This is a genomic window from Paenibacillus sp. JNUCC-31 (assembly GCF_014844075.1).
GTDB lineage: Bacteria > Bacillota > Bacilli > Paenibacillales > Paenibacillaceae > Paenibacillus.
This window is the reverse complement of record NZ_CP062165.1, coordinates 3403543-3425430: the sequence shown is the minus strand read 5'-3', so window position 1 is coordinate 3425430 and position 21888 is coordinate 3403543. Positions and strand designations below refer to the sequence as shown.

At 47.1% G+C, this 21888-nt stretch carries 12 protein-coding genes and 3 rRNA genes; 2 read left to right on the top strand and 13 right to left on the bottom strand.

Annotation, left to right across the window (positions count from 1 at the left end; translation table 11 throughout):
* Positions 1-281 precede the first annotated feature (281 nt).
* On the top strand, positions 282-806 hold the full coding sequence (locus tag JNUCC31_RS14720) for a hypothetical protein (RefSeq protein WP_192272202.1): 525 nt from the start codon (positions 282-284) through the stop codon (positions 804-806).
* Between the two features lie 608 nt (positions 807-1414).
* Here JNUCC31_RS14720 and JNUCC31_RS14715 read toward each other — a convergent pair.
* From JNUCC31_RS14715 to gyrA, 6 genes are all read right to left on the bottom strand, one after another.
* Positions 1415-1852, bottom strand: coding sequence for a hypothetical protein (locus JNUCC31_RS14715; RefSeq protein ID WP_192272200.1), 438 nt, complete (start codon positions 1850-1852; stop codon positions 1415-1417).
* A 299-nt stretch (positions 1853-2151) separates the two neighbouring features.
* Positions 2152-2268 (bottom strand): 5S ribosomal RNA (rrf, locus tag JNUCC31_RS14710).
* A gap of 80 nt (positions 2269-2348) precedes the next feature.
* Positions 2349-5271 (bottom strand): 23S ribosomal RNA (locus tag JNUCC31_RS14705).
* Positions 5272-5610: 339 nt separating this feature from the next.
* Positions 5611-7162: ribosomal RNA gene (locus JNUCC31_RS14700) — 16S ribosomal RNA — on the bottom strand.
* Together the 16S, 23S and 5S rRNA genes form the textbook arrangement of a ribosomal RNA operon.
* A 570-nt stretch (positions 7163-7732) precedes the next feature.
* Positions 7733-8854 (bottom strand): HD-GYP domain-containing protein, encoded by a 1122-nt coding sequence (locus JNUCC31_RS14695; protein ID WP_192272199.1) that lies wholly within the window; start codon positions 8852-8854, stop codon positions 7733-7735.
* Between the two features lie 217 nt (positions 8855-9071).
* Positions 9072-11627, bottom strand: coding sequence for a DNA gyrase subunit A (gyrA, locus tag JNUCC31_RS14690; protein WP_192272197.1), 2556 nt, complete (start codon positions 11625-11627; stop codon positions 9072-9074).
* A 422-nt stretch (positions 11628-12049) separates the two neighbouring features.
* Here gyrA and JNUCC31_RS14685 point away from each other — a divergent pair, with 422 nt between their 5' ends.
* Entirely contained in the window at positions 12050-13000 is a 951-nt protein-coding gene (locus JNUCC31_RS14685) for a YheC/YheD family protein (RefSeq protein WP_192272195.1), read from the top strand.
* A 77-nt stretch (positions 13001-13077) separates the two neighbouring features.
* Here JNUCC31_RS14685 and gyrB read toward each other — a convergent pair whose 3' ends face one another.
* The 7 genes from gyrB to gntK form a co-directional block, all read right to left on the bottom strand.
* Positions 13078-14988: a DNA topoisomerase (ATP-hydrolyzing) subunit B gene (gene gyrB, locus JNUCC31_RS14680; protein ID WP_192272193.1), complete on the bottom strand. Its 1911-nt coding sequence runs from the start codon at positions 14986-14988 to the stop codon at positions 13078-13080.
* Between the two features lie 143 nt (positions 14989-15131).
* Positions 15132-15380: an extracellular matrix regulator RemB gene (remB, locus tag JNUCC31_RS14675; RefSeq protein ID WP_017691405.1), complete on the bottom strand. Its 249-nt coding sequence runs from the start codon at positions 15378-15380 to the stop codon at positions 15132-15134.
* Positions 15381-15393: 13 nt separating this feature from the next.
* Positions 15394-16506, bottom strand: coding sequence for a DNA replication/repair protein RecF (gene recF / locus JNUCC31_RS14670; RefSeq protein WP_192272191.1), 1113 nt, complete (start codon positions 16504-16506; stop codon positions 15394-15396).
* Between the two features lie 57 nt (positions 16507-16563).
* Positions 16564-16779 (bottom strand): S4 domain-containing protein YaaA, encoded by a 216-nt coding sequence (gene yaaA, locus JNUCC31_RS14665; protein WP_323374382.1) that lies wholly within the window; start codon positions 16777-16779, stop codon positions 16564-16566.
* A gap of 16 nt (positions 16780-16795) precedes the next feature.
* Complete coding sequence (dnaN, locus tag JNUCC31_RS14660; RefSeq protein ID WP_192272189.1) at positions 16796-17938, bottom strand: DNA polymerase III subunit beta; 1143 nt, start codon at positions 17936-17938, stop codon at positions 16796-16798.
* A gap of 221 nt (positions 17939-18159) precedes the next feature.
* On the bottom strand, positions 18160-19506 hold the full coding sequence (gene dnaA, locus JNUCC31_RS14655; protein WP_062327668.1) for a chromosomal replication initiator protein DnaA: 1347 nt from the start codon (positions 19504-19506) through the stop codon (positions 18160-18162).
* A gap of 828 nt (positions 19507-20334) precedes the next feature.
* On the bottom strand, positions 20335-21882 hold the full coding sequence (gene gntK, locus JNUCC31_RS14650) for a gluconokinase (protein WP_192272187.1): 1548 nt from the start codon (positions 21880-21882) through the stop codon (positions 20335-20337).
* Positions 21883-21888: the final 6 nt, after the last annotated feature.

Sequence of the window (21888 nt, the reverse complement as noted above, 5' to 3'; positions counted from 1 at the left end):
CCCTCAACTTCTCTGAAATTTATATTCTATATTCTTAAAAAAACTTGGAAATTCAGCCGATATATAATACATCACGATTGGGAACCTGACATCCAGAGCGTTCAAAGGTATACTTGTATAAGATCACACACCTACTCTATATATCTTGTACCTCAATCTGGGCGGACCTATAAGGTCATATATTGCACCCTCCCATCAGTGTGACATCCATTTCCTTATAAAATGTAAACGAATACCCTTTTACAAATGAACGTGATTCCAGAAGGAGGATTTGTAATCGTATGATCGCCGAACCGGAGAATAAAGCTACCTTTTATCAATACCGGCTTCTGAAAAAAAAGAACATTGCCCGCAGTGTGATCTTTAGCTACTTGAGTCTGCCTGTGATTATGCTTCTGTTCAACCTATTGGCATTCTCTTGGACCGGCCTCTTCTTTTTTGTTCTGGCAGGCCCAATTACACTGTGGATTCATTATGTCATCGCCAGAACCATATTACTGTTGGTGCGTACCTCCTATGCAAAGCGCTGGCGATGGAATCTCCATATGCCATGGTTCGGTTATATTCCAGACCAACATTTCAGCTATCGCATGTTTGTCCGTGTACACCTCAATATGAGCTGGATTGGACTATGTATCATTACCGTCTGTTTAATTTGGTCACCTCTGCCCTTCACCCTTTCATTGATATTCTGGCATCTGTGGCTGCTTGTCCCACGTTTATATGTGGTTCTTGTTCTTTCACGCGAACGCAAGGACGGGCTCATCAAATTAAACGAACAAGACGTCTCCTATTACCTGCAATAAACGTTTACTTCATGACCTATATCCAATGCACTTTTGAACTCCGTAATACATAAATCGATAAAGCTCATTCATAGACTCTACAAAACGACCGTCCCACTTTACCACAATTTTAGAAATACTGCGTTATACTTCAAAACCTTAAAGGTTATCCACTGTGGATAACCTTTATTTGTTTTATCCCCCTCCCTCTTTATCCACAGCATGGGCATAGTTATAATGGTTATCCCCAAAATGATTTTCTATATTCTTCTTCACTACATTGGAATTCCTTGATACCCACCTTCCTGCTATTAAATACGTAATAAGCCCTCACATCCTTTCCTTATGGCCTTTTACCCTATAAGTTTAGTTCCACCTCTCTAAAGAGGCATGATTCGTCCTCTCAGGTGTTATTACATCGTATCGCTCCACCTCCTAAATGAGTTATGTATGGCTTGATATTACTCCTTAATCACATCGCCTCCCAGAACCAAATACTTTAACTTGATTGCCGAACTCCTTTCATACAAAGTTGGATACAAAAAAGCCCCCGATCATTATCGGGAGCTTGCTATATACGGACCATTACATCGTTAATTATTCAATCACAACACCAATCCTAAAATTATTCAATCATCATCGTCAAGTGATTTCACTGTCGTTTGGGCAGCTTCACTTTTTGGGACCATCAGCGTAAAGAAACCGTCATGTACAGCTAAATGTACAGTATGTCCTTCCTTAGCAAATACACGAAGGGAACTTGAGTCATTGGACGTACTCTTGGCTTTCTTTTCTGTCCAGCCCCAGCTTTTGATCTCGTCTAGATATACCTCAGGCAAGCTAGTACTCTCACTAATACCAGATAGCGTATATCGAACATAATCCATATCCGAATTGTTTTCAGACTGGTCAGATTTATTCGCCACTTTAGGAACCGGGAAACCCTTCTCGTTTACCGCTCCTTCATAAGATGTCCATGCAGATCCTGCTTCCCCGCATCCTACAAGCACGCTCAACAGACTGAGCAAGAGAACCGAATGAAGAAGTAGTCTTTGCCAACTAATCACACACACCCTCCTTTTCACAGCTGCACATTCCAGCTCTGTGGTCAGGTACTTTTAGCATATTTAACATAGTCCTATTATACTGGTTTCGAATGCGTTTTCCGTAACAAAACTGTTACCTTCATTTTGAGACTTTTTAACAAGTAGTCGCTCGCCCTCTTTAAAAGCTAATTTATCGGTATGCATCCATTTGGTTCAGTTTCCAAAGCCAGAATTTGATTCATATCCATCTAGCTATTTATTCATTCTTTCCTTATAAACAAATAAAAACCACCACCGAATAACATCGGCAGTGGTTCTTTGCTTGGCGGCGTCCTACTCTCCCAGGACCCTGCGGTCCAAGTACCATCGGCGCTAGAGGGCTTAACGGTCGTGTTCGGGATGGGTACGTGTGGAACCCCTCCGCCATCGCCACCAAACGCTTAGCTTAGCCTTACATTCAGAGTTTATTCTCTGAAAACTAGATCCGAAACGAAACTTGCGATTACAACCTGCATATTTGGATAAGCCCTCGACCGATTAGTACTGGTCAGCTCCATGCATTGCTGCACTTCCACCCCCAGCCTATCTACCTCGTCGTCTTCAAGGGGTCTTACATACTGGGAAATCTCATCTTGAGGGGGGCTTCACGCTTAGATGCTTTCAGCGCTTATCCCTTCCGTACATAGCTACCCAGCGGTGCTCCTGGCGGAACAACTGGTACACCAGCGGTACGTCCATCCCGGTCCTCTCGTACTAAGGACAGCTCCTCTCAAATTTCCTACGCCCACGACAGATAGGGACCGAACTGTCTCACGACGTTCTGAACCCAGCTCGCGTACCGCTTTAATGGGCGAACAGCCCAACCCTTGGGACCTACTTCAGCCCCAGGATGCGATGAGCCGACATCGAGGTGCCAAACCTCCCCGTCGATGTGGACTCTTGGGGGAGATAAGCCTGTTATCCCCAGGGTAGCTTTTATCCGTTGAGCGATGGCCCTTCCATGCGGTACCACCGGATCACTAAGCCCGACTTTCGTCCCTGCTCGACTTGTAGGTCTCGCAGTCAAGCTCCCTTATGCCTTTGCACTCTTCGAATGATTTCCAACCATTCTGAGGGAACCTTTGGGCGCCTCCGTTACTCTTTAGGAGGCGACCGCCCCAGTCAAACTGCCCACCTGACACTGTCCCCGCACCGGATTACGGTACCAGGTTAGAACCTAGATACGATCAGGGTGGTATCCCAACGGTGCCTCCACGCAAGCTGGCGCTCACGTTTCAAAGGCTCCCACCTATCCTGTACAGATCGTACCCAAATTCAATATCAAGCTGCAGTAAAGCTCCATGGGGTCTTTCCGTCTTGTCGCGGGTAACCTGCATCTTCACAGGTATTAAAATTTCACCGGATCTCTCGTTGAGACAGCGCCCAAGTCGTTACGCCATTCGTGCGGGTCAGAATTTACCTGACAAGGAATTTCGCTACCTTAGGACCGTTATAGTTACGGCCGCCGTTTACTGGGGCTTCGGTTCACAGCTTCGGATTGCTCCTAACCGCTCCCCTTAACCTTCCAGCACCGGGCAGGCGTCAGCCCGTATACTTCGCCTTACGGCTTCGCACAGACCTGTGTTTTTGCTAAACAGTCGCTTGGGCCTTTTCACTGCGGCCCCCTCGTGCTATTCACACTACCGGGGCACCCCTTCTCCCGAAGTTACGGGGTCATTTTGCCGAGTTCCTTAACGAGAGTTCTTCCGCGCGCCTTAGAATTCTCTTCTCGCCTACCTGTGTCGGTTTGCGGTACGGGCACCATCACCTGGCTAGAGGCTTTTCTTGGCAGTGTGAGATCATGACCTTCGCTACTATAATTTTCGCTCCCCATCACAGTCCAGCCTTACGATGTGCGGATTTGCCTACACATCAGCCTCACTGCTTAGACGGACATCCATCAGTCCGCGTCACTACCCTGCTGCGTCCCCCCATTGCTCATAACGGCTTACGGTGGTACAGGAATTTCGACCTGTTGTCCTTCGACTACGCCTTTCGGCCTCGCCTTAGGTCCCGACTTACCCTGAGCGGACGAGCCTTCCTCAGGAACCCTTAGGCTTTCGGCGGATCAGATTCTCACTGATCTTTTCGTTACTCATACCGGCATTCTCACTTGTATAATGTCCAGCGCTCCTTACGGTACACCTTCAACCCTTATACAACGCTCCCCTACCCCTGATGCAAGCATCAAGCCATAGCTTCGGTGTGTGTTTAGCCCCGTTACATTTTCGGCGCAGAGTCACTCGACCAGTGAGCTATTACGCACTCTTTCAATGGTGGCTGCTTCTAAGCCAACATCCTGGTTGTCTGTGCAACTCCACATCCTTTCCCACTTAACACACACTTGGGGACCTTAGCTGATGGTCTGGGCTGTTTCCCTTTTGACAATGGATCTTAGCACTCACTGTCTGACTCCCGGAAGTAAGTCTATGGCATTCGGAGTTTGACTGAGCTTGGTAACCCTTGCGGGCCCCGCACCCAATCAGTGCTCTACCTCCACGACTCTGTTTTCCGAGGCTAGCCCTAAAGCTATTTCGGGGAGAACCAGCTATCTCCGAGTTCGATTGGAATTTCTCCGCTACCCCACCTCATCCCCGCACTTTTCAACGTGCGTGGGTTCGGGCCTCCAGTGCGTGTTACCGCACCTTCACCCTGGACAGGGGTAGATCACCCGGTTTCGGGTCTACGTCCACGTACTCATTCGCCCTATTCAGACTCGCTTTCGCTGCGGCTCCGGCTCTTCACCTTAACCTTGCACGGGAACGTAACTCGCCGGTTCATTCTACAAAAGGCACGCCATCACCCCTAAAACGGGCTCTGACTTTTTGTAAGCACACGGTTTCAGGTTCTATTTCACTCCCCTTCCGGGGTGCTTTTCACCTTTCCCTCACGGTACTGCTTCACTATCGGTCGCTAGGAAGTATTTAGCCTTGGCAGATGGTCCTGCCGGATTCATACGGGGTTTCACGTGCCCCGCACTACTCGGGATCCGTCTCGGAGGGAACCAACTTTCAATTACAGGGCTTTTACCTTCTTTGGCGGGCCTTTCCAGACCTCTTCGTTTAACCGGTTCCTTTGTAACTCCATGTGAGACGTCCCACAACCCCAAAGAGCAAGCTCTCTGGTTTGGGCTTCTCCGCGTTCGCTCGCCGCTACTGACGGAATCACTATTGTTTTCTCTTCCTCAGGGTACTTAGATGTTTCAGTTCCCCTGGTATGCCTCTACACAACCTATGTATTCAGTTGTGAGTAACTGGAAATTACCCCAGCTGGGTTTCCCCATTCGGACACCCCCGGATCAAAGCTTGCTTACAGCTCCCCGAGGCAGTTTCGTTGTTCGCCACGTCCTTCATCGGCTCCTAGCGCCTAGGCATCCTCCGTGTGCTCTTAGTAGCTTAACCATATCGCTCGTGTTCGAGCTGTCGCTCCGCTTGTTTTGGACTGCGTCCAAAGCCAAAAGTCGCTCCATTTCGATCACTCGCTCATGCAATCTACCGTTTTTATTGAAACTTGTTTACACAAGTTCAGCTAAAAAGGAATGTTCTAATTCGCATTTTTCGTTTCGATATCTAGTTTTCAAAGAACAAGCTCCATGCAAAAGCAAGCTGTTTGAGAGTTTGAGCTCTCAAAACTGAGCAACGAGTGAGTGAAAAGCTTTACGAAGTAAAGCTCGCTTCGGAAGCATGCTTCCTGAAGACTTGTATTTGAATGTTTCCGTTACAGGAAACGATTCTCCATAGAAAGGAGGTGATCCAGCCGCACCTTCCGATACGGCTACCTTGTTACGACTTCACCCCAATCATCTATCCCACCTTCGGCGGCTGGCTCCTTGCGGTTACCCCACCGACTTCGGGTGTTATAAACTCTCGTGGTGTGACGGGCGGTGTGTACAAGACCCGGGAACGTATTCACCGCGGCATGCTGATCCGCGATTACTAGCAATTCCGACTTCATGCAGGCGAGTTGCAGCCTGCAATCCGAACTGAGACCGGCTTTTTAGGATTCGTTCCACCTCGCGGCTTCACAGCCCGTTGTACCGGCCATTGTAGTACGTGTGTAGCCCAGGTCATAAGGGGCATGATGATTTGACGTCATCCCCACCTTCCTCCGGTTTGTCACCGGCAGTCACCTTAGAGTGCCCACCCGAAGTGCTGGCAACTAAGATCAAGGGTTGCGCTCGTTGCGGGACTTAACCCAACATCTCACGACACGAGCTGACGACAACCATGCACCACCTGTCTCCTCTGTCCCGAAGGAAAGGTACATCTCTGTACCGGTCAGAGGGATGTCAAGACCTGGTAAGGTTCTTCGCGTTGCTTCGAATTAAACCACATACTCCACTGCTTGTGCGGGTCCCCGTCAATTCCTTTGAGTTTCAGTCTTGCGACCGTACTCCCCAGGCGGAGTGCTTAATGTGTTAACTTCGGCACCAAGGGTATCGAAACCCCTAACACCTAGCACTCATCGTTTACGGCGTGGACTACCAGGGTATCTAATCCTGTTTGCTCCCCACGCTTTCGCGCCTCAGCGTCAGTTACAGCCCAGAGAGTCGCCTTCGCCACTGGTGTTCCTCCACATATCTACGCATTTCACCGCTACACGTGGAATTCCACTCTCCTCTTCTGCACTCAAGTCACCCAGTTTCCAGTGCGATCCGGGGTTGAGCCCCGGGATTAAACACCAGACTTAAATGACCGCCTGCGCGCGCTTTACGCCCAATAATTCCGGACAACGCTTGCCCCCTACGTATTACCGCGGCTGCTGGCACGTAGTTAGCCGGGGCTTTCTTCTCAGGTACCGTCACCTTGAGAGCAGTTACTCTCCCAAGCGTTCTTCCCTGGCAACAGAGCTTTACGATCCGAAAACCTTCATCACTCACGCGGCATTGCTCCGTCAGGCTTTCGCCCATTGCGGAAGATTCCCTACTGCTGCCTCCCGTAGGAGTCTGGGCCGTGTCTCAGTCCCAGTGTGGCCGATCACCCTCTCAGGTCGGCTACGCATCGTCGCCTTGGTGAGCCGTTACCCCACCAACTAGCTAATGCGCCGCAGGCCCATCCCCAAGTGACAGATTGCTCCGTCTTTCCAGTTCTCTTCAGGCGAAGAAAACAACTATTCGGTATTAGCTACCGTTTCCGGTAGTTGTCCCAAACTTGAGGGCAGGTTGCCTACGTGTTACTCACCCGTCCGCCGCTAACCATCTGAGAAGCAAGCTTCTCTTCAAGTCCGCTCGACTTGCATGTATTAGGCATGCCGCCAGCGTTCGTCCTGAGCCAGGATCAAACTCTCCAATAAAGTATTGAAAAGAGCGATAAGCTCATTTTGAATCTGACGAGATTAAAAATCTCATTTGTGCTTCAAAACCATACCGTCCGAAGACGTGTACCGACTTCTCAGCGTCGATCTTGCAAGCAAGATCGTTACTCACTCGTTGTTCAGTTTTCAAAGATCAAACTCATTTCGCTACCAAGTTTTGTTCTCCTCAGCAACTTTTATATCATATCATTTCCGAACCAACTTTGCAAGCTCTTTTTTTAAGTTTCTTTCGAAGCTTATTTGATTTGCTTGCCGCACCGAATTTCTTGTGTTTTCTTGTCCGGAATTAGAATATACCATGTACAGATTTCGATTGCAAGCTTTATTTTCAATAAACTTACCTGTTTCTACTCTCTCTCCAATATAGGTCCTATATCTGGCTAAACATCTATATATTATTTTGCTTTATTACATCGCGAGCGAATTACTTCACTCCGCCTTTACTTGCTATTCTTATGCTTCTCTTACTTTACACCACATTAAGTTATTAAAAAAAGCCTCCCCATATTGGAAAGGCCCTATTCACATATATATGAACTGAAGATTAAGCTAGCCAATGACCTCCTGGATATGTAGCTGCCTTTGTTGCATCAGATTGATGATCGTTCCCTCCACCGATACCATCGGCCGTGTAGGATGATCCCGATCCGAGAATACAATCTCACCGATTTGATTATTACTAAGCTTCACTCGAATACCATTATGGATCTGTGTGGAACGTTGAATGAATACATTCACGATGGCAGGATCCAATTTGCCAAAAGCCTCACTTTGAATTTGTTCCAATACCAGGTATGGTGACTGTGCCTTGCGATAGATCTTCTCCAAGGTCATCGCATGAAAAATATCCACAATCGCAACAATTTTGGCATAAATATGTATCTGCGTGCCGCTGAGTTGCAGCGGGTAACCTGATCCATCCACTTTTTCATGATGCTGCAATGCTGCGAGTCTAGCTCCTTCATTAATTGCCTTCGCCTGTTTAAGTACCTGATATCCATATTTCGTATGCTGACGGATTTCCTCCTGCTCTGAAGCAGTTAACGTTGAGGGCTTATAGAGGATCTGTGGGTCCACCTTGTTATTACCGATATCATGGAACAATCCTGCAAAAGCCACTTGCATCCAGTCCTTGGATGGCAAATCCATCCACTGGGCCAACTGATAGGACGTAATCGCACTTAATACAGCATGGTGATAAACATAATCATGCTCTTGCATGACTCGTGGACTAAAGGTGAGCACATTATATTGTTTGAGATGAGTAAACAAAACTTCAAGCTGCGTCCGAAGCTCATATACAGGCAATTCAGCTGCCAGAGACGATAGGAACGCATTTTTAGTTAATGCCACCATCTTCTCATACTCTTCGTGCAGGGACGGTAATACCGGTGCAGAGACAGCGCTACTGCCTTTACCTCCTCGCTCTCCGTTCTTCTCATTACCTTCTGCCTGGCCTGAAGACGTTGATGAAGCCTTAGAACCTGAACTGCTTGCCCCCGTTCTCTCTTGCTCAATGTCCACTTGATGAATCATAAAGGCTCTGAGCACTTCCACATCCTTGGGCAAAATGACTTTGCCCTTTTGAAACAAAACATTGCCACGAAGCGTTTGCACGTCATTTCCCAGTTTAAGTCCTGGTTTGACTTCAGACAGGGTGATTAATCCCATGTTTATTCCCCTCACTCATCATTCTTCTATAATAATTAACAAGACCATAGTCCTGGTTTTTCACGTTATTTCCCATTATATTACTCAAAAATCAGGCTGTACATCCCGATTTCAAGGAGAACGGTCCTGAAGCTATGTAAATAACAAAGGGCCCCCATATGGGAGCCCTCCAACTTCATTGCAATCATGAAATATTTTTCGTTATAGAATATGGATCCTAGTTGTCGGAACCTGAATCATCGCCCTCAACTTCAGCATCGGAAACCACGCCCTCATCCAGAGTTGACTCTGGACCTTCAGAATCAGCGGCTTCTGTACCTTCAAGCAATTCATCGTCGTCTGGTTCTTCCTCATTCTTGTCAATTCGGCTGACTGTAGCTACGGCATCTTCATCACGAATATGAATCAGCTTCACACCTTGCGTGTATCGACCCATAGTGGATATGCCTTCCATACTCATCCGAATTAACGTACCGCTGGAAGTGATGATCATCAGATCTTCTTCTGTCTTAACCATTTTCAGACTGACTACCGCACCGTTCTTATCTGTGACGTTAATGGTTTTGATCCCTTTACCGCCACGAGTCTGCATCCGATAATCGCAGACAGGGGTACGTTTACCATAACCTTTGGCTGTAACAATCAGAACATCCAGTTCCTGATCTACAACGTCCATACCAATTACGACGTCCTGCTCATCAAGCGTGATCCCTTTAACCCCGGTTGCACTCCGTCCCATGGAACGAACATTTCCTTCCGAGAATCGGATCGACATCCCGTGAGCTGTACCCATAATGATCTCTTGCTGTCCGTCTGTCAGCTTAACATCAATAAGGGCATCATCATCACGCAGGGAAATCCCGATCAGTCCGCCTTTGCGAATATTCGTGTAATCCTCAAGTGGTGTCTTCTTCACAACCCCTTGACGAGTAGCAAAGAACAGATACTTGTCACTTTCGAATTCCTGAACCGGAATCACGGCATTGACCGATTCGCCCTGCTCGATCTGAATCAGGTTGATAATCGGTGTTCCCCGTGCTGTACGTCCAAGCTCTGGAATCTCATAAGCTTTGAGACGATACACCTTACCCTTGTCCGTAAAGAACATGAGGTAATTGTGAGAATTGGTCACAAACAGATGCTCAACAAAGTCGGTATCTTTGGTGTCCATTCCCACAACCCCACGTCCGCCACGCTTCTGGCTGCGATATGTGGATACTGGCAGGCGTTTCACATAGCCTGTATGGGTAATGGTGATGATAACTTCTTCACGAGGAATCAGATCCTCATCAAGAATGCTCTCTTCACCTACAGTGATTTCGGTACGACGATCGTCACTGAAGCGATCACGGATTTCTTGCAACTCCGTGCTGATAATTTCAAGCACCAAGTGCTCGTTGGCCAAAATTTCACGATATTCCTTAATTTTGACCATCAGTTCGTTATACTCATTTTCGATGCGCTCGCGTTCCAGACCTGTCAGGCGTTGCAGACGCATATCAAGAATAGCTTGAGCCTGATCATGACTGAGCGAGAAACGCTCAATCAGACCTTCTCTGGCTGCATCTGTATTGCTGGACGAACGAATCAACGCAATGATTTCGTCGATATGATCCAGCGCGATACGCAAGCCTTCCAGAATGTGGGCGCGTGCTTCGGCCTTTTTCAGTTCGAACTGCGTACGTCTACGAATAACCTCAATCTGGTGCTGCAAGTAGTGATACAAAACCTCACGCAGAGTCAAAATCTTAGGCTCTTTATTTACAATCGCGAGCATGTTAATCCCAAAGGTGGACTGCATCGCTGTATGCTTGTACAGGTTATTCAGTACCACACCCGGATTCACGTCTCTGCGAAGCTCAATTACAATCCGCATACCGTTACGGTCAGACTCATCACGGAGATCCGTAATGCCATCAATCTTTTTGTCACGCACCAACTCGGCAATTTTCTCAACGAGTCTTGCCTTGTTCACCTGATAAGGAAGTTCCGTAACGATGATCCGTGCCTTGTTATTATTTTCTTCGATGTTGGTTTTGGCCCGCATCGTTACTGAACCACGTCCGGTTTGATACGCCTGGCGAATTCCGGAGCGTCCCAAAATATAACCGGATGTAGGGAAGTCTGGTCCATGAATGTAATCCATCAATTCCATGGATGTAATGTCTGGATTTTGGATCATCGCCTGTACGCCGTCAATGACCTCTCCCAGGTTATGAGGGGGAATGTTGGTTGCCATACCTACCGCGATTCCACCGACACCATTGACAAGCAAGTTAGGAAAACGAGCAGGTAGAACGATAGGTTCACTTTCCTCACCGTCATAGTTCGGCTGGAAGTCAATCGTATCCTTGTTGATATCTCTAAGCATTTCCATGGCAATTTTGGACAACCGTGCTTCCGTGTAACGCATGGCTGCTGCCATATCGCCATCCACCGATCCAAAGTTACCATGTCCATCTACATGCATGTAGCGCAGGGAGAAGTCCTGTGCCATCCGTACCATCGTTTCGTATACAGCAGAGTCACCGTGCGGATGATACTTACCGATAACTTCGCCGACGATTCTGGCTGATTTTTTATGTGGTTTATCGGGTGTCATGCCGAGCTCTGACATTGCGTACAGAATACGCCGGTGAACCGGCTTCAATCCGTCACGAACGTCAGGTAAGGCACGGCTCACAATAATGCTCATCGCATAATCCATAAACGATTCACGCATCTCGACGCCAATATCCCGATCTTTAATCTGCGAGTTCATTTCTTCCGCCATGCTGGACCTCCTTCTTGTCCTTCAACAAACATTCCATTCGTCATTCAAAATCGATTATATGTGAAGAGCCTAACAAGGCTAAAACCGCACAAGGACGCTACTCTTTATTATATTACTTTCACAAAAGGTAAACAATTAAACGTCCGCTGGGCAATAGCCTTTCTTTCGGGAACTTCAGAGCGTCTGGGGGTTCGCCCTGCCTTCCTCCCCATTTGCACATACAATGCTAGAAAAGCGGCAGATGTACGTGTGTATTCATGCATAAGCCGTTCCCGTATTACGATCAAACTACAAATGTGCAACAAAACCGCACAAAACGCCATATTTCTCTATTATACCACTGAAATCATCTCTTGTCCTTTGATTTCTCCGCGTCTATCACTCTTAGAAAGCCCCACATAACAGGAAAGGACTGATGGCTCTTGGGCATCCAGCGTGTCTCCAGCAAATGGACCAAGACAGCTGTGTTACAACGCAGCCGTAGTGTGAATGGATATATACCGATGACCAGACAATATAGCCGCCAAAGCCTGGAACGGATGACTGAATTATTTGAGTCAAACTACATCAAGCCGGATCGGGGAACCTATGGCAATGGCGTCATGCGGGTTAAAGCCGCCCGTGTACAACCGCTGCCGATCCATTCCGTGAATTCCAACACGGAAGAAACAACATCCGAAAACGCTGATGATCGACTCTCTCCTTCCACAGCTGAAGCTGAAGTTGACGCCGAAGTCTCTGCTGAGGTCCCCATAACAACGTATGAGCTTCGATATGGGACAGAGGAGAAATACTTCAATTCCCTCGATGAACTGGCTTTGGCGCTTAATGAGCATATCCAGAAGCGGGATTACATCATTCAGCAAGGGATCCCGCTGATGAAACATAATGGGTTGCCTTTTGACCTCCGGGTACTGACTCAGAAAAATCTACAACATAACTGGGAAACGACAGGTATTCTGGGGAGAATTGCTGCGCCGGGCAAAATTATTACCAATATTCATGGCGGCGGACGGCTGGCCACCTTTAACGAGTTGGTACGCCCCCATTTTGACCAGAAACGATTCGAGCAATTGCGCAGTGAGCTATATCGCTTAGGCATTCATTCAGCGGTACAGTTACAGAAGTCATTTCCAAGAATCAAAGAGATTGGTATCGATATCGCTCTGGATGAAGACGGACAGCCATGGATTCTAGAAGTCAACACATTGCCAGGCATCTATGCTTTTGGCTTACTCCCTGATAAAGAAACGTACCGGAAGATCAAACGTTATGCGAGGGCTTACGGCAGATTACCCTCTAAAAAAGGGAAAACATCTCGTGCATCCCATAAAGCCCAGGCCTCTTCTGCCAAAAGCCGTGTACGCCGATAGGAGAAACACAACTATATCTCTATTTCATGACTCCATAATGTAAAAAGGCGCCCTCGCAGGCGCCTCTTCCGATATCGTTAGATGTCGAGGTTTTTCACATATTTTGCATTTTCCTGAATAAAGTCACGACGAGGTTCAACATTATCTCCCATCAGGGTGTCAAACATGGCGTCAGCCAACATCGCATCGCTGATCGATACCTGCAGCATGGTGCGGCTCTCAGGGTCCATCGTTGTTTCCCACAGCTGTCCGGCATTCATCTCACCGAGACCTTTGTAACGCTGGATATTGAACTTCGCATTTTCGCCGAGAGTTGCAATAATTTCATCGCGTTCCTTCTCGGAACCAGCATAACGAATCACTTTATTACGCTCAATCTTGAACAATGGCGGTTGGGCAATGTATACATAGCCTGCCTCAATGATTTTACGCATATAGCGATAAAGGAATGTGAGAAGCAATGTCCGAATGTGAGCGCCATCGACGTCGGCATCCGTCATCAAGATAATTTTGTGATATCGCGCCTTGGCAATATCGAAGTCATCACCAATTCCTGTACCCATTGCGGTAATGATTGCTCTAATCTCTGCATTACCCAAAATCCGGTCAAGACGGGCTTTTTCCACGTTCAGAATCTTACCACGCAGTGGTAAAATCGCCTGGAAATGACGATCTCGTCCTTGCTTCGCTGATCCACCTGCGGAGTCACCTTCGACAATGTACAATTCGCTGATTGAAGCATCCTTGGATGAACAGTCGGCCAATTTACCTGGCAAAGAGCTGACTTCGAGCGCGCCTTTACGACGTGTCAGTTCACGCGCTTTACGAGCTGCTTCACGGGCACGGGCTGCTTGCAGTCCTTTTTCCAAAATGCGACGGGATACGGAAGGATTCTCTTCCAGGAATTCCTGCAGCTTCTCAGCAAACAGGGATTCGACAATTCCGCGCACTTCACTATTGCCCAGCTTGGTCTTGGTCTGTCCCTCAAATTGCGGTTCAGGAATCTTGACCGAGATGATCGCTGTCAGACCTTCACGTACATCATCCCCGGAGAGGTTACCTGTGCTGTCTTTAATTACGCCCGCTTTGCGCGCATAATCATTGATAATCCGGGTAAGGGCACTCTTGAATCCAGATTCATGCGTTCCGCCCTCATGTGTGTTGATGTTGTTCGCAAAAGAATAAATATTCTCGGTGTAGTTGTCATTGTATTGCAACGCAACTTCCACCTGGATGTTGTCTCTTGATCCTTCCACGTAAATCGGGTTTTCGTGCAACACTTCACGCTTCTGGTTCAGGAAGGAGACATACTCGATAATACCACCTTCATACAGGAACGAGTTGGTTACACCCGTACGCTCATCGGTTAAGGTCATGCCAATTCCCTTGTTCAGGAACGCCAGCTCACGAATACGCGTAAGCAAGGTTTCATAATCGTATACCAGGGTCTCTGTGAAAATTTCCGGATCTGGGTGGAACGTTACCGTTGTTCCCGTTTCGTCTGTTGTCCCGATCGTTTTCAAGTCATACTGTGGAGCACCACGACGGTATTCCTGTTGGTAAACATGGCCATCAACCTTAACTGTGACAACTACTTTTGCAGATAGAGCATTGACGACGGAAACACCCACACCATGTAGACCACCGGATACTTTGTACCCGCCGCCACCAAACTTACCTCCCGCATGGAGAACGGTCATAACTACCTCAAGTGCAGGACGTTTCATTTTGGCATGTTCGCCTACGGGAATTCCACGTCCATTATCGACTACAGTGACGCTGTTATCTTCATGGATTGTAACTTCGATATGATCACAGTAACCTGCGAGTGCTTCATCGATACTGTTGTCCACTACTTCCCAGACTAGATGATGCAGACCTTTGGCACTGGTGGAACCAATATACATCCCTGGACGTTTCCGAACGGCTTCCAGTCCTTCAAGAACCTGAATTTCATCTGCACCATATGACGGTTGATTCATAGACATGCTTTCACCTACTTCTATAGATTCAATATCGTAAATATGCGTTAACTAAGAATGCATGCTGAAATGGGGATCTTCCCTTGATTTCGGCATGCTGTCTAAATAAAGACAAGCAGCAGAAGGCACAATAACTCGTACCGCAGATGCTAGAGATCAGGAAAAATGTGAGCCCGCTTCTTGAGCGTTGCTGAGGAAATAGGCGAGTAGTACACAATGTTTTTGGTCACGACAATGGACTTGGCTTCCTCTTCGCCAATATGCTCCACTGTTTTTTCCTGTTCGGCATGTGTGACATACTGCTTGGAGATTTTTGAGGATTTTTCAATCGATATATCAAAAATAGCGACCAATTCGGAAGAACGGATGATTTTCTCACCGCCCAGATGAATGTACATAAGCCCTCACTCCTTAGCGTTCAACCTGTCCGGCATGAACGTGATAAATACTGGCATCTTTGAGCTTGTCAACGTTCAGGCTCTCGATCCCGGTAGCCGTAATAAAGGTTTGCACCTTGCTCTGGAACGTTTCAATCAGCTGTGTCTGACGAAAAGGGTCCAGTTCAGACAATACGTCATCGAGCAGCAGGACCGGATATTCTCCAATTTCTTCATGAATCAGTTCAATTTCCGCAAGTTTAAGGGACAACGCCGTTGTGCGCTGCTGCCCCTGCGAGCCATATGTTTGTACTTCCCGATCGTTAATGAAAAAGGACAGGTCATCCCGATGCGGCCCACTAAGGGTTGTGCCTCGGCGAATCTCCTGCTCTTTCATTTGTGATAATTTTATCATAAATTGGTCCATTAAGACAGCTTCATCTTCCTCAGCGGCTTCGCTGAAGGAAGGAAGATAGGCCAGGCGCAGTACTTCTCCGCCTCCGGTGATCCCCTGATGGATCGTTTCTGCCCACTTTTGCAGTTTCTTTATAAATTGTTTCCTTTTTTTGACGATTTTAACACCATGCTCCACCAGTTGTTCGTTCCACACCTCAAGCATGGTCTGAGCTGAAGCACTCTTTCCCCATAATTGCTTGAGCAAATTGTTACGCTGGACGAGCACTTTTTGATATTGCTGCAGATGATACAGGTAACCTGGGGCGACCTGTCCGATCTCCATGTCAAGAAACCGGCGGCGGACCCCCGGTGTACCTTTGACAATTTCGAGATCCTCCGGTGCAAACATCACCACATTAAGTGCTCCGACAAAATCACTCAGTTTGCGCTGTTCCAGTCCGTTGATCTTTGCTTTTTTTCCTTGTTGCGACAAAGATAACTCGAGCTTGACCGACCCGTACTTTTTGTCGACCTCTGCTGCAAGTCTGGCACGTTCTTCTCCGAAACGGATTAATTCCTTGTCGCGGGAAGTACGGTGGCTTTTGGTGAGTGCGAGCACAAAAATGGCTTCTGCAAGATTGGTTTTACCTTGGGCATTTTGCCCGATCAACAGGTTCACAGGACCGAAAGAATCCAGTCTCAGATGTTCATAATTGCGGAATTGCTGCAGATCAATGCTGTTGACAAACACGCGGTACCCTCCCTTTTATCCCGTCCGTCAGGAGGCAGCAGGATCCAACTGGTTTTCTTATTGTGCAACAACTTCGAACGAACCTTCTCCGTCCACCTCAACGATATCCCCAGGGTATAACTTGCGTCCCCGGCGTTCCTCAGGCTCTTTATTCACACGTACAAGTCCATCCTGAAGCAGTGCTTTGGCCATACCTCCGGTTGGTATACAATCGGCCAGTTTCAAAAATTGGTCAAGCTTAATAAATTCTGTTCGAATCGGCACTTGATTCACTATGATCTTCCTTTCGTTAGTTGGTTGTCCGGTAAGGCAATATGACGTACAAGCTGTGACTGTCGTCAAGTGGTTTGAGGATGATCGGGCTCATGACACCGGTAAAAGCGATCATCAGCTGCTCACTCTCCACCACTTTCAGCACATCCAGCATATATTTGGAGTTGAACGAGATTTTCAGTGGTTCACCGTTAAAGTCGGCAGGCTCGATTTCTTCTCTTACTTTACCCAGCTCGGAAGAGCTTGATGAAATTTCGATCGACCCGGAATCCATCGTTTGCATCCGCACAATGTTTGTTTTTTCTTCACGCGACAGCAAATAAGCCCGGTCAATGGATTCGCTTAATTTTTTTGTATCCAAAACCAGTTCTGTTTTGTACGAAGTCGGAATAATCCTAGAAGTATCCGGATAAGTTCCGTCCAAAATACGCGAATAAAAGAGAACACGATCGATTTTGAACAACACCTGATTGTCAGCGACAACGATATCCACGAGGGTATTTTGATCAGGCACAATTTTGCTGAGTTCGTTCAGCGTTTTACCCGAAATCACCACATTGTTGAAACGTATGCCCTCTGCATTATCCAGCATTGCTGAACGAGTAGCAAGCCGGTGACGATCTGTTGCCACAAATTTCAGTTCATTATCCCCCAGACTCCAAAGGACGCCTGTCAGAATCGGGGTTGTTTCATGTGTGGAGATGGAGAACACGGTTTGTTTGATCATATTTTTCAGCAAATCTCCTGGAATGGAGACGGTTTGATTTTCTTCGATGCTTGGCAATACAGGGAATTCTTCCGGATCTAGGCCAACCAGCTGAATTTCAGTGGCCCCAGCAGAGATAAAGGTGTTGAAGTTTTCTTTGACCTCCATGTGCACTTCTTGTGATGGCAGCTTCTTAATAATCTCGACAAAAAACTTGGCTGGAAGCACAACGCTACCTGGTTGTTCCACCTGAACAACACTTTTATCGCCATCTTCAAGCGGAATAAAAGATTGGATGGAAATATCGGTGTCGCTTGCTGTCAACGTCACGCCTTGATGATTCACGTCGAATTTGATGCCGCTCAGAATTGGAATAGTTGTACGGCTAGAGATGGCTTTGGATACTTGCTGGATGGAATCGTTCAAGTAGTTTTTCATTATGCTGATTTTCATGGTTTCACTCCTAGCGGTTTTTTTGGGTGTTTGGTGTTGAATTGTACTTTTTCAAAAGGCCGGAGGCCGAGCTTCGAAATGGCTGTTTTGGAGATGATATCTTTTAGATCTTTATAGTAATAATAGTAATAGGGGCACTGAATATGTGGATAAGTGGGTATAAACCCGTAATCCCAAGCCTATCCACATGTGTACACGTTGTGCATAGGCTTGGGACTTGTTCAGGTTGGATTCTTAATTTTTTCGGTTAAGTTGTTGATAACTTTATAGAGATCCTGATCGTTTTTAATCGCCTGTGAGATCTTTTCGTGCGCATGTATGACCGTCGTGTGATCTCGGCCTCCGAATGCCTCCCCAATCTTGGGTAGAGAGAAGTCTGTTAGTTCTCGAGAGAGATACATGGCAATCTGTCTTGGAAAGGCAACGGCCTTGGTCCGTTTCCGTGCTTTGAAATCTTCAAGCTTAAGGCTGTAATACTCGCCGACCTTTTGTTGGATGTCGTGAATAGTGATCATTTTTGGACGGCTGGACGGAATGATATCCTTCAATGCTTCAGCGGCCAGATGCGTGGTCACATCTTGATTCGTCAGCGAAGAATAAGCAACGACCCGAATGAGGGCCCCTTCCAGTTCGCGAATATTGGTGTCAATCTGATTAGCGATATACATCATCGCTTCATTCGGAATATCCAGGTTTTCCGCACGTGCTTTTTTACGCAAAATTGCAATCCGTGTCTCCAGATCCGGAGGCTGAATATCCGTAATTAATCCCCATTCAAAACGGGAACGAAGCCGTTCTTCCAGTGTCGGAATTTCCTTCGGTGGTCTGTCGCTGGAGATGATGATCTGTTTCCGTTCCTCATGCAGCGCATTAAACGTATGGAAAAATTCCTCTTGTGTCGATTCTTTTCCAGCTAAGAACTGAATATCATCTATGAGCAGGATATCGACACTACGATATTTGTTGCGGAAACTCTCCCCACGGTTATCACGGATGGAGTTAATGAACTCATTCGTAAATTTCTCAGACGACAAATAAACGACTTTACTGCCCGGATCATGTTCCAGTACGTAATGTCCGATCGCATGCATCAAGTGAGTTTTGCCGAGACCTACTCCCCCATATAGAAACAGAGGATTGTATGCTTTGGCGGGCGCTTCAGCGACCGCCAGCGACGCGGCGTGGGCAAAACGGTTGCCCGGACCAATGACAAATGTATCGAACGTATATTTTGGATTAAGCATGCTGAGTACCGCTTCTTCCTGTACAACCGTAGGCGTTGGTGCCGGCAGTTGAGGGTCCGGTTCAACAGGCTTATTCTCTTCGATGACAAATTTCACATCGACCTGTTTGCCAAGCAGTTCATATACCGTTGATCCAACCAGTTTCGTGTAACGGCTCTCCAGCCATTCGACGGCAAACGTGGTTGGCGCGGAAATGACGATTGAACGATCATTCAGCTTGGTTGCTTTGGTTGCTTTGAACCAAGTGTCAAAGCTGGGTTTGCTGAGTTTGTTTTGTATGATTGATAAAATTTGCTGCCATAAATCAGAAGTATGGCTGTCCACAGACTGTCACTCCTTTTACATGTTCCAAGTGTGGCTTAAGCCATGATGCAGTGTCGAAATACGAGATATATTGTTGAATTTATCCCCAAACCCCCGCAGGTCGAAAACAAAAAAAGAATGAACAACGGAAAATTGTTCACAACTTTATCCACAGGCTGTTGATAATATTATGGGTCAGATCACATATTCACATCCAAAAGTAATACAATCATAGCAAAAGAAGCCCGGCATTTCAATGTATCGCGTGATTTTATCCACAAATTCAATAACTTGTGTATAATTTTTAATCACAACACAATATATTGTTTATAAATTGTTTAACTTTCGACAAGATGACCCAAAAACCCAAATTATTTTATACACAGGTTATCCGTCAGATTATGCTGAATTGTGTGTAAAAGTATTCTCTGTTTGTGAATAACCTCTCTGTGGATAACCGTGATGTGGAAATGACCGTATGGGGGATTCAACAGGTGGCCGACCTTCATCCTCATTTTCATTTATCAAAGAGACAGATATAGAAGGACGGCAGAATCAGACGCCTGAAAGGGACGAATGGACGGAGGTCACCTTAATCAGTGAACATGAAAGTAGAGCAATTTAACGAAAGGCCTGTTTGAATAGAAGGTCTTTTGAAATGCATTTTCTAAGCAGATATTGAATACTGGTAGTAAAAGAGGTAGAAGAGGCCTGAGAAAATTGGAGACACTAAAGTGGTCAGGACCATTTTCAATGGATTTGAACGCATACCAAAAAGAGGTTGCTCCTTAAGGCCGAATGGGGGTCTAAGGGAATAACCTCTTTTTGGGTTGTTATATGAGGAAGGAATTACTTCGTATGGACGTACCATTTGCGTTGAAATTCCGCGATGTCTGCATATTCTTCTTCCAACTTCCGCGAGATGCGAATGAAGATGGGGAGCAGTTCCTGATAGATCGATGCGTGTTCTTTAACAGGGGTATGCTTATGCGTTGTACCTACCATGGATGAAACGGCATGAAGCGACTTAATTCGCCCTGTAGCATAGAGACCAAGCACAACAGCTCCCAGGCATGAACTTTCGAAACTTTCGGGTACAACGACTTCCTGGTTGAAAATATCCGACATCATCTGACGCCAGAGGGGGGAGCGAGCGAAGCCGCCGGTAGCCTGAATGGAGGTAGGCTGCCCAAACTGTTCCTCCATGGCGAGCAAAACGGTGTACAGGTTGAAAATAACTCCTTCCAGTACAGCACGGATCATATGTTCTTTCTGATGATGGAGGGTCAAACCAAAGAAGGAACCACGAGCATCCGGATTCCACAGTGGGGCGCGTTCGCCCGAAAGGTATGGGTGGAACAGAAGTCCCTCCGAGCCGGGACTGACCCGTTCCGCAATCTTGGTGAGCACGTCGTAGGAATTGATGCCGAGCCGCTTGGCTGTCTCCACTTCAGATGCAGCAAATTCGTCCCGCACCCAGCGGAACAACATTCCGCCATTATTCACTGGTCCGCCGATGACCCAAAGATTTTCGGTGAGAGCATAACAGAAGGTTCGACCTTTTGGATCTGTAATGGGTCGGTCAACGACCGTACGAATGGCACCACTGGTACCGATGGTCGCTGCGACAACACCGGGTTCTATCGCATTTACCCCGAGATTGGACAATACACCGTCACTCGCTCCGATGACGAAGGGAGTAGAGGGGGAAAGCGCCATTTTATCAGCCCAGGTCGTATCCATTCCCTCTATAGTATGTGTGGTTGGAACAAGCTTCGACAGATGGTCTGGTGTAATGCCTGCAACCTCAAGGGCCTCGGCATCCCAATCCAGTTGTTCCAGATTGAGCAGGCCTGTACAGGAGGCGATGGAGTGATCCACCACATACTGACCGAACAAACGAAAGAACAGATATTCTTTAATAGAAATGAATTTGGCTGTGCGTTGAAAAAGTTCCGGTTCGTCGTGGCGTAGCCACATTAATTTGGTCAGTGGAGACATGGGGTGAATCGGTGTACCTGTTCGCAAATAAATGCGATGTCCAAGCCCATTCTCTTGCAGTTTCTCGGACCAGGCAGCACTCCGGTTGTCAGCCCAAGTAATGCAACGGGTCAGGGGGTTGCCATCCTCGCTCATAGCGATGACACTGTGCATGGCCGAGCTGCAGGAAACGAACATGATTTGTTCCGCGGATACGCCGCTCTGATCCATGACGCAGCGCACAGAGCGAGTGGCGGCTTGCATGATTTGTTCCGGGTCCTGTTCAGCGACATCAGGAGCAGGAGTGTATAAAGGATACTCCTGAGTTGAAGTACTTACGACTTCACCCTGTTCCGTAAATAGTACAGATTTTGTGCTGGTCGTCCCAATATCCATACCAATCATATAGTTGTTCATTCGATT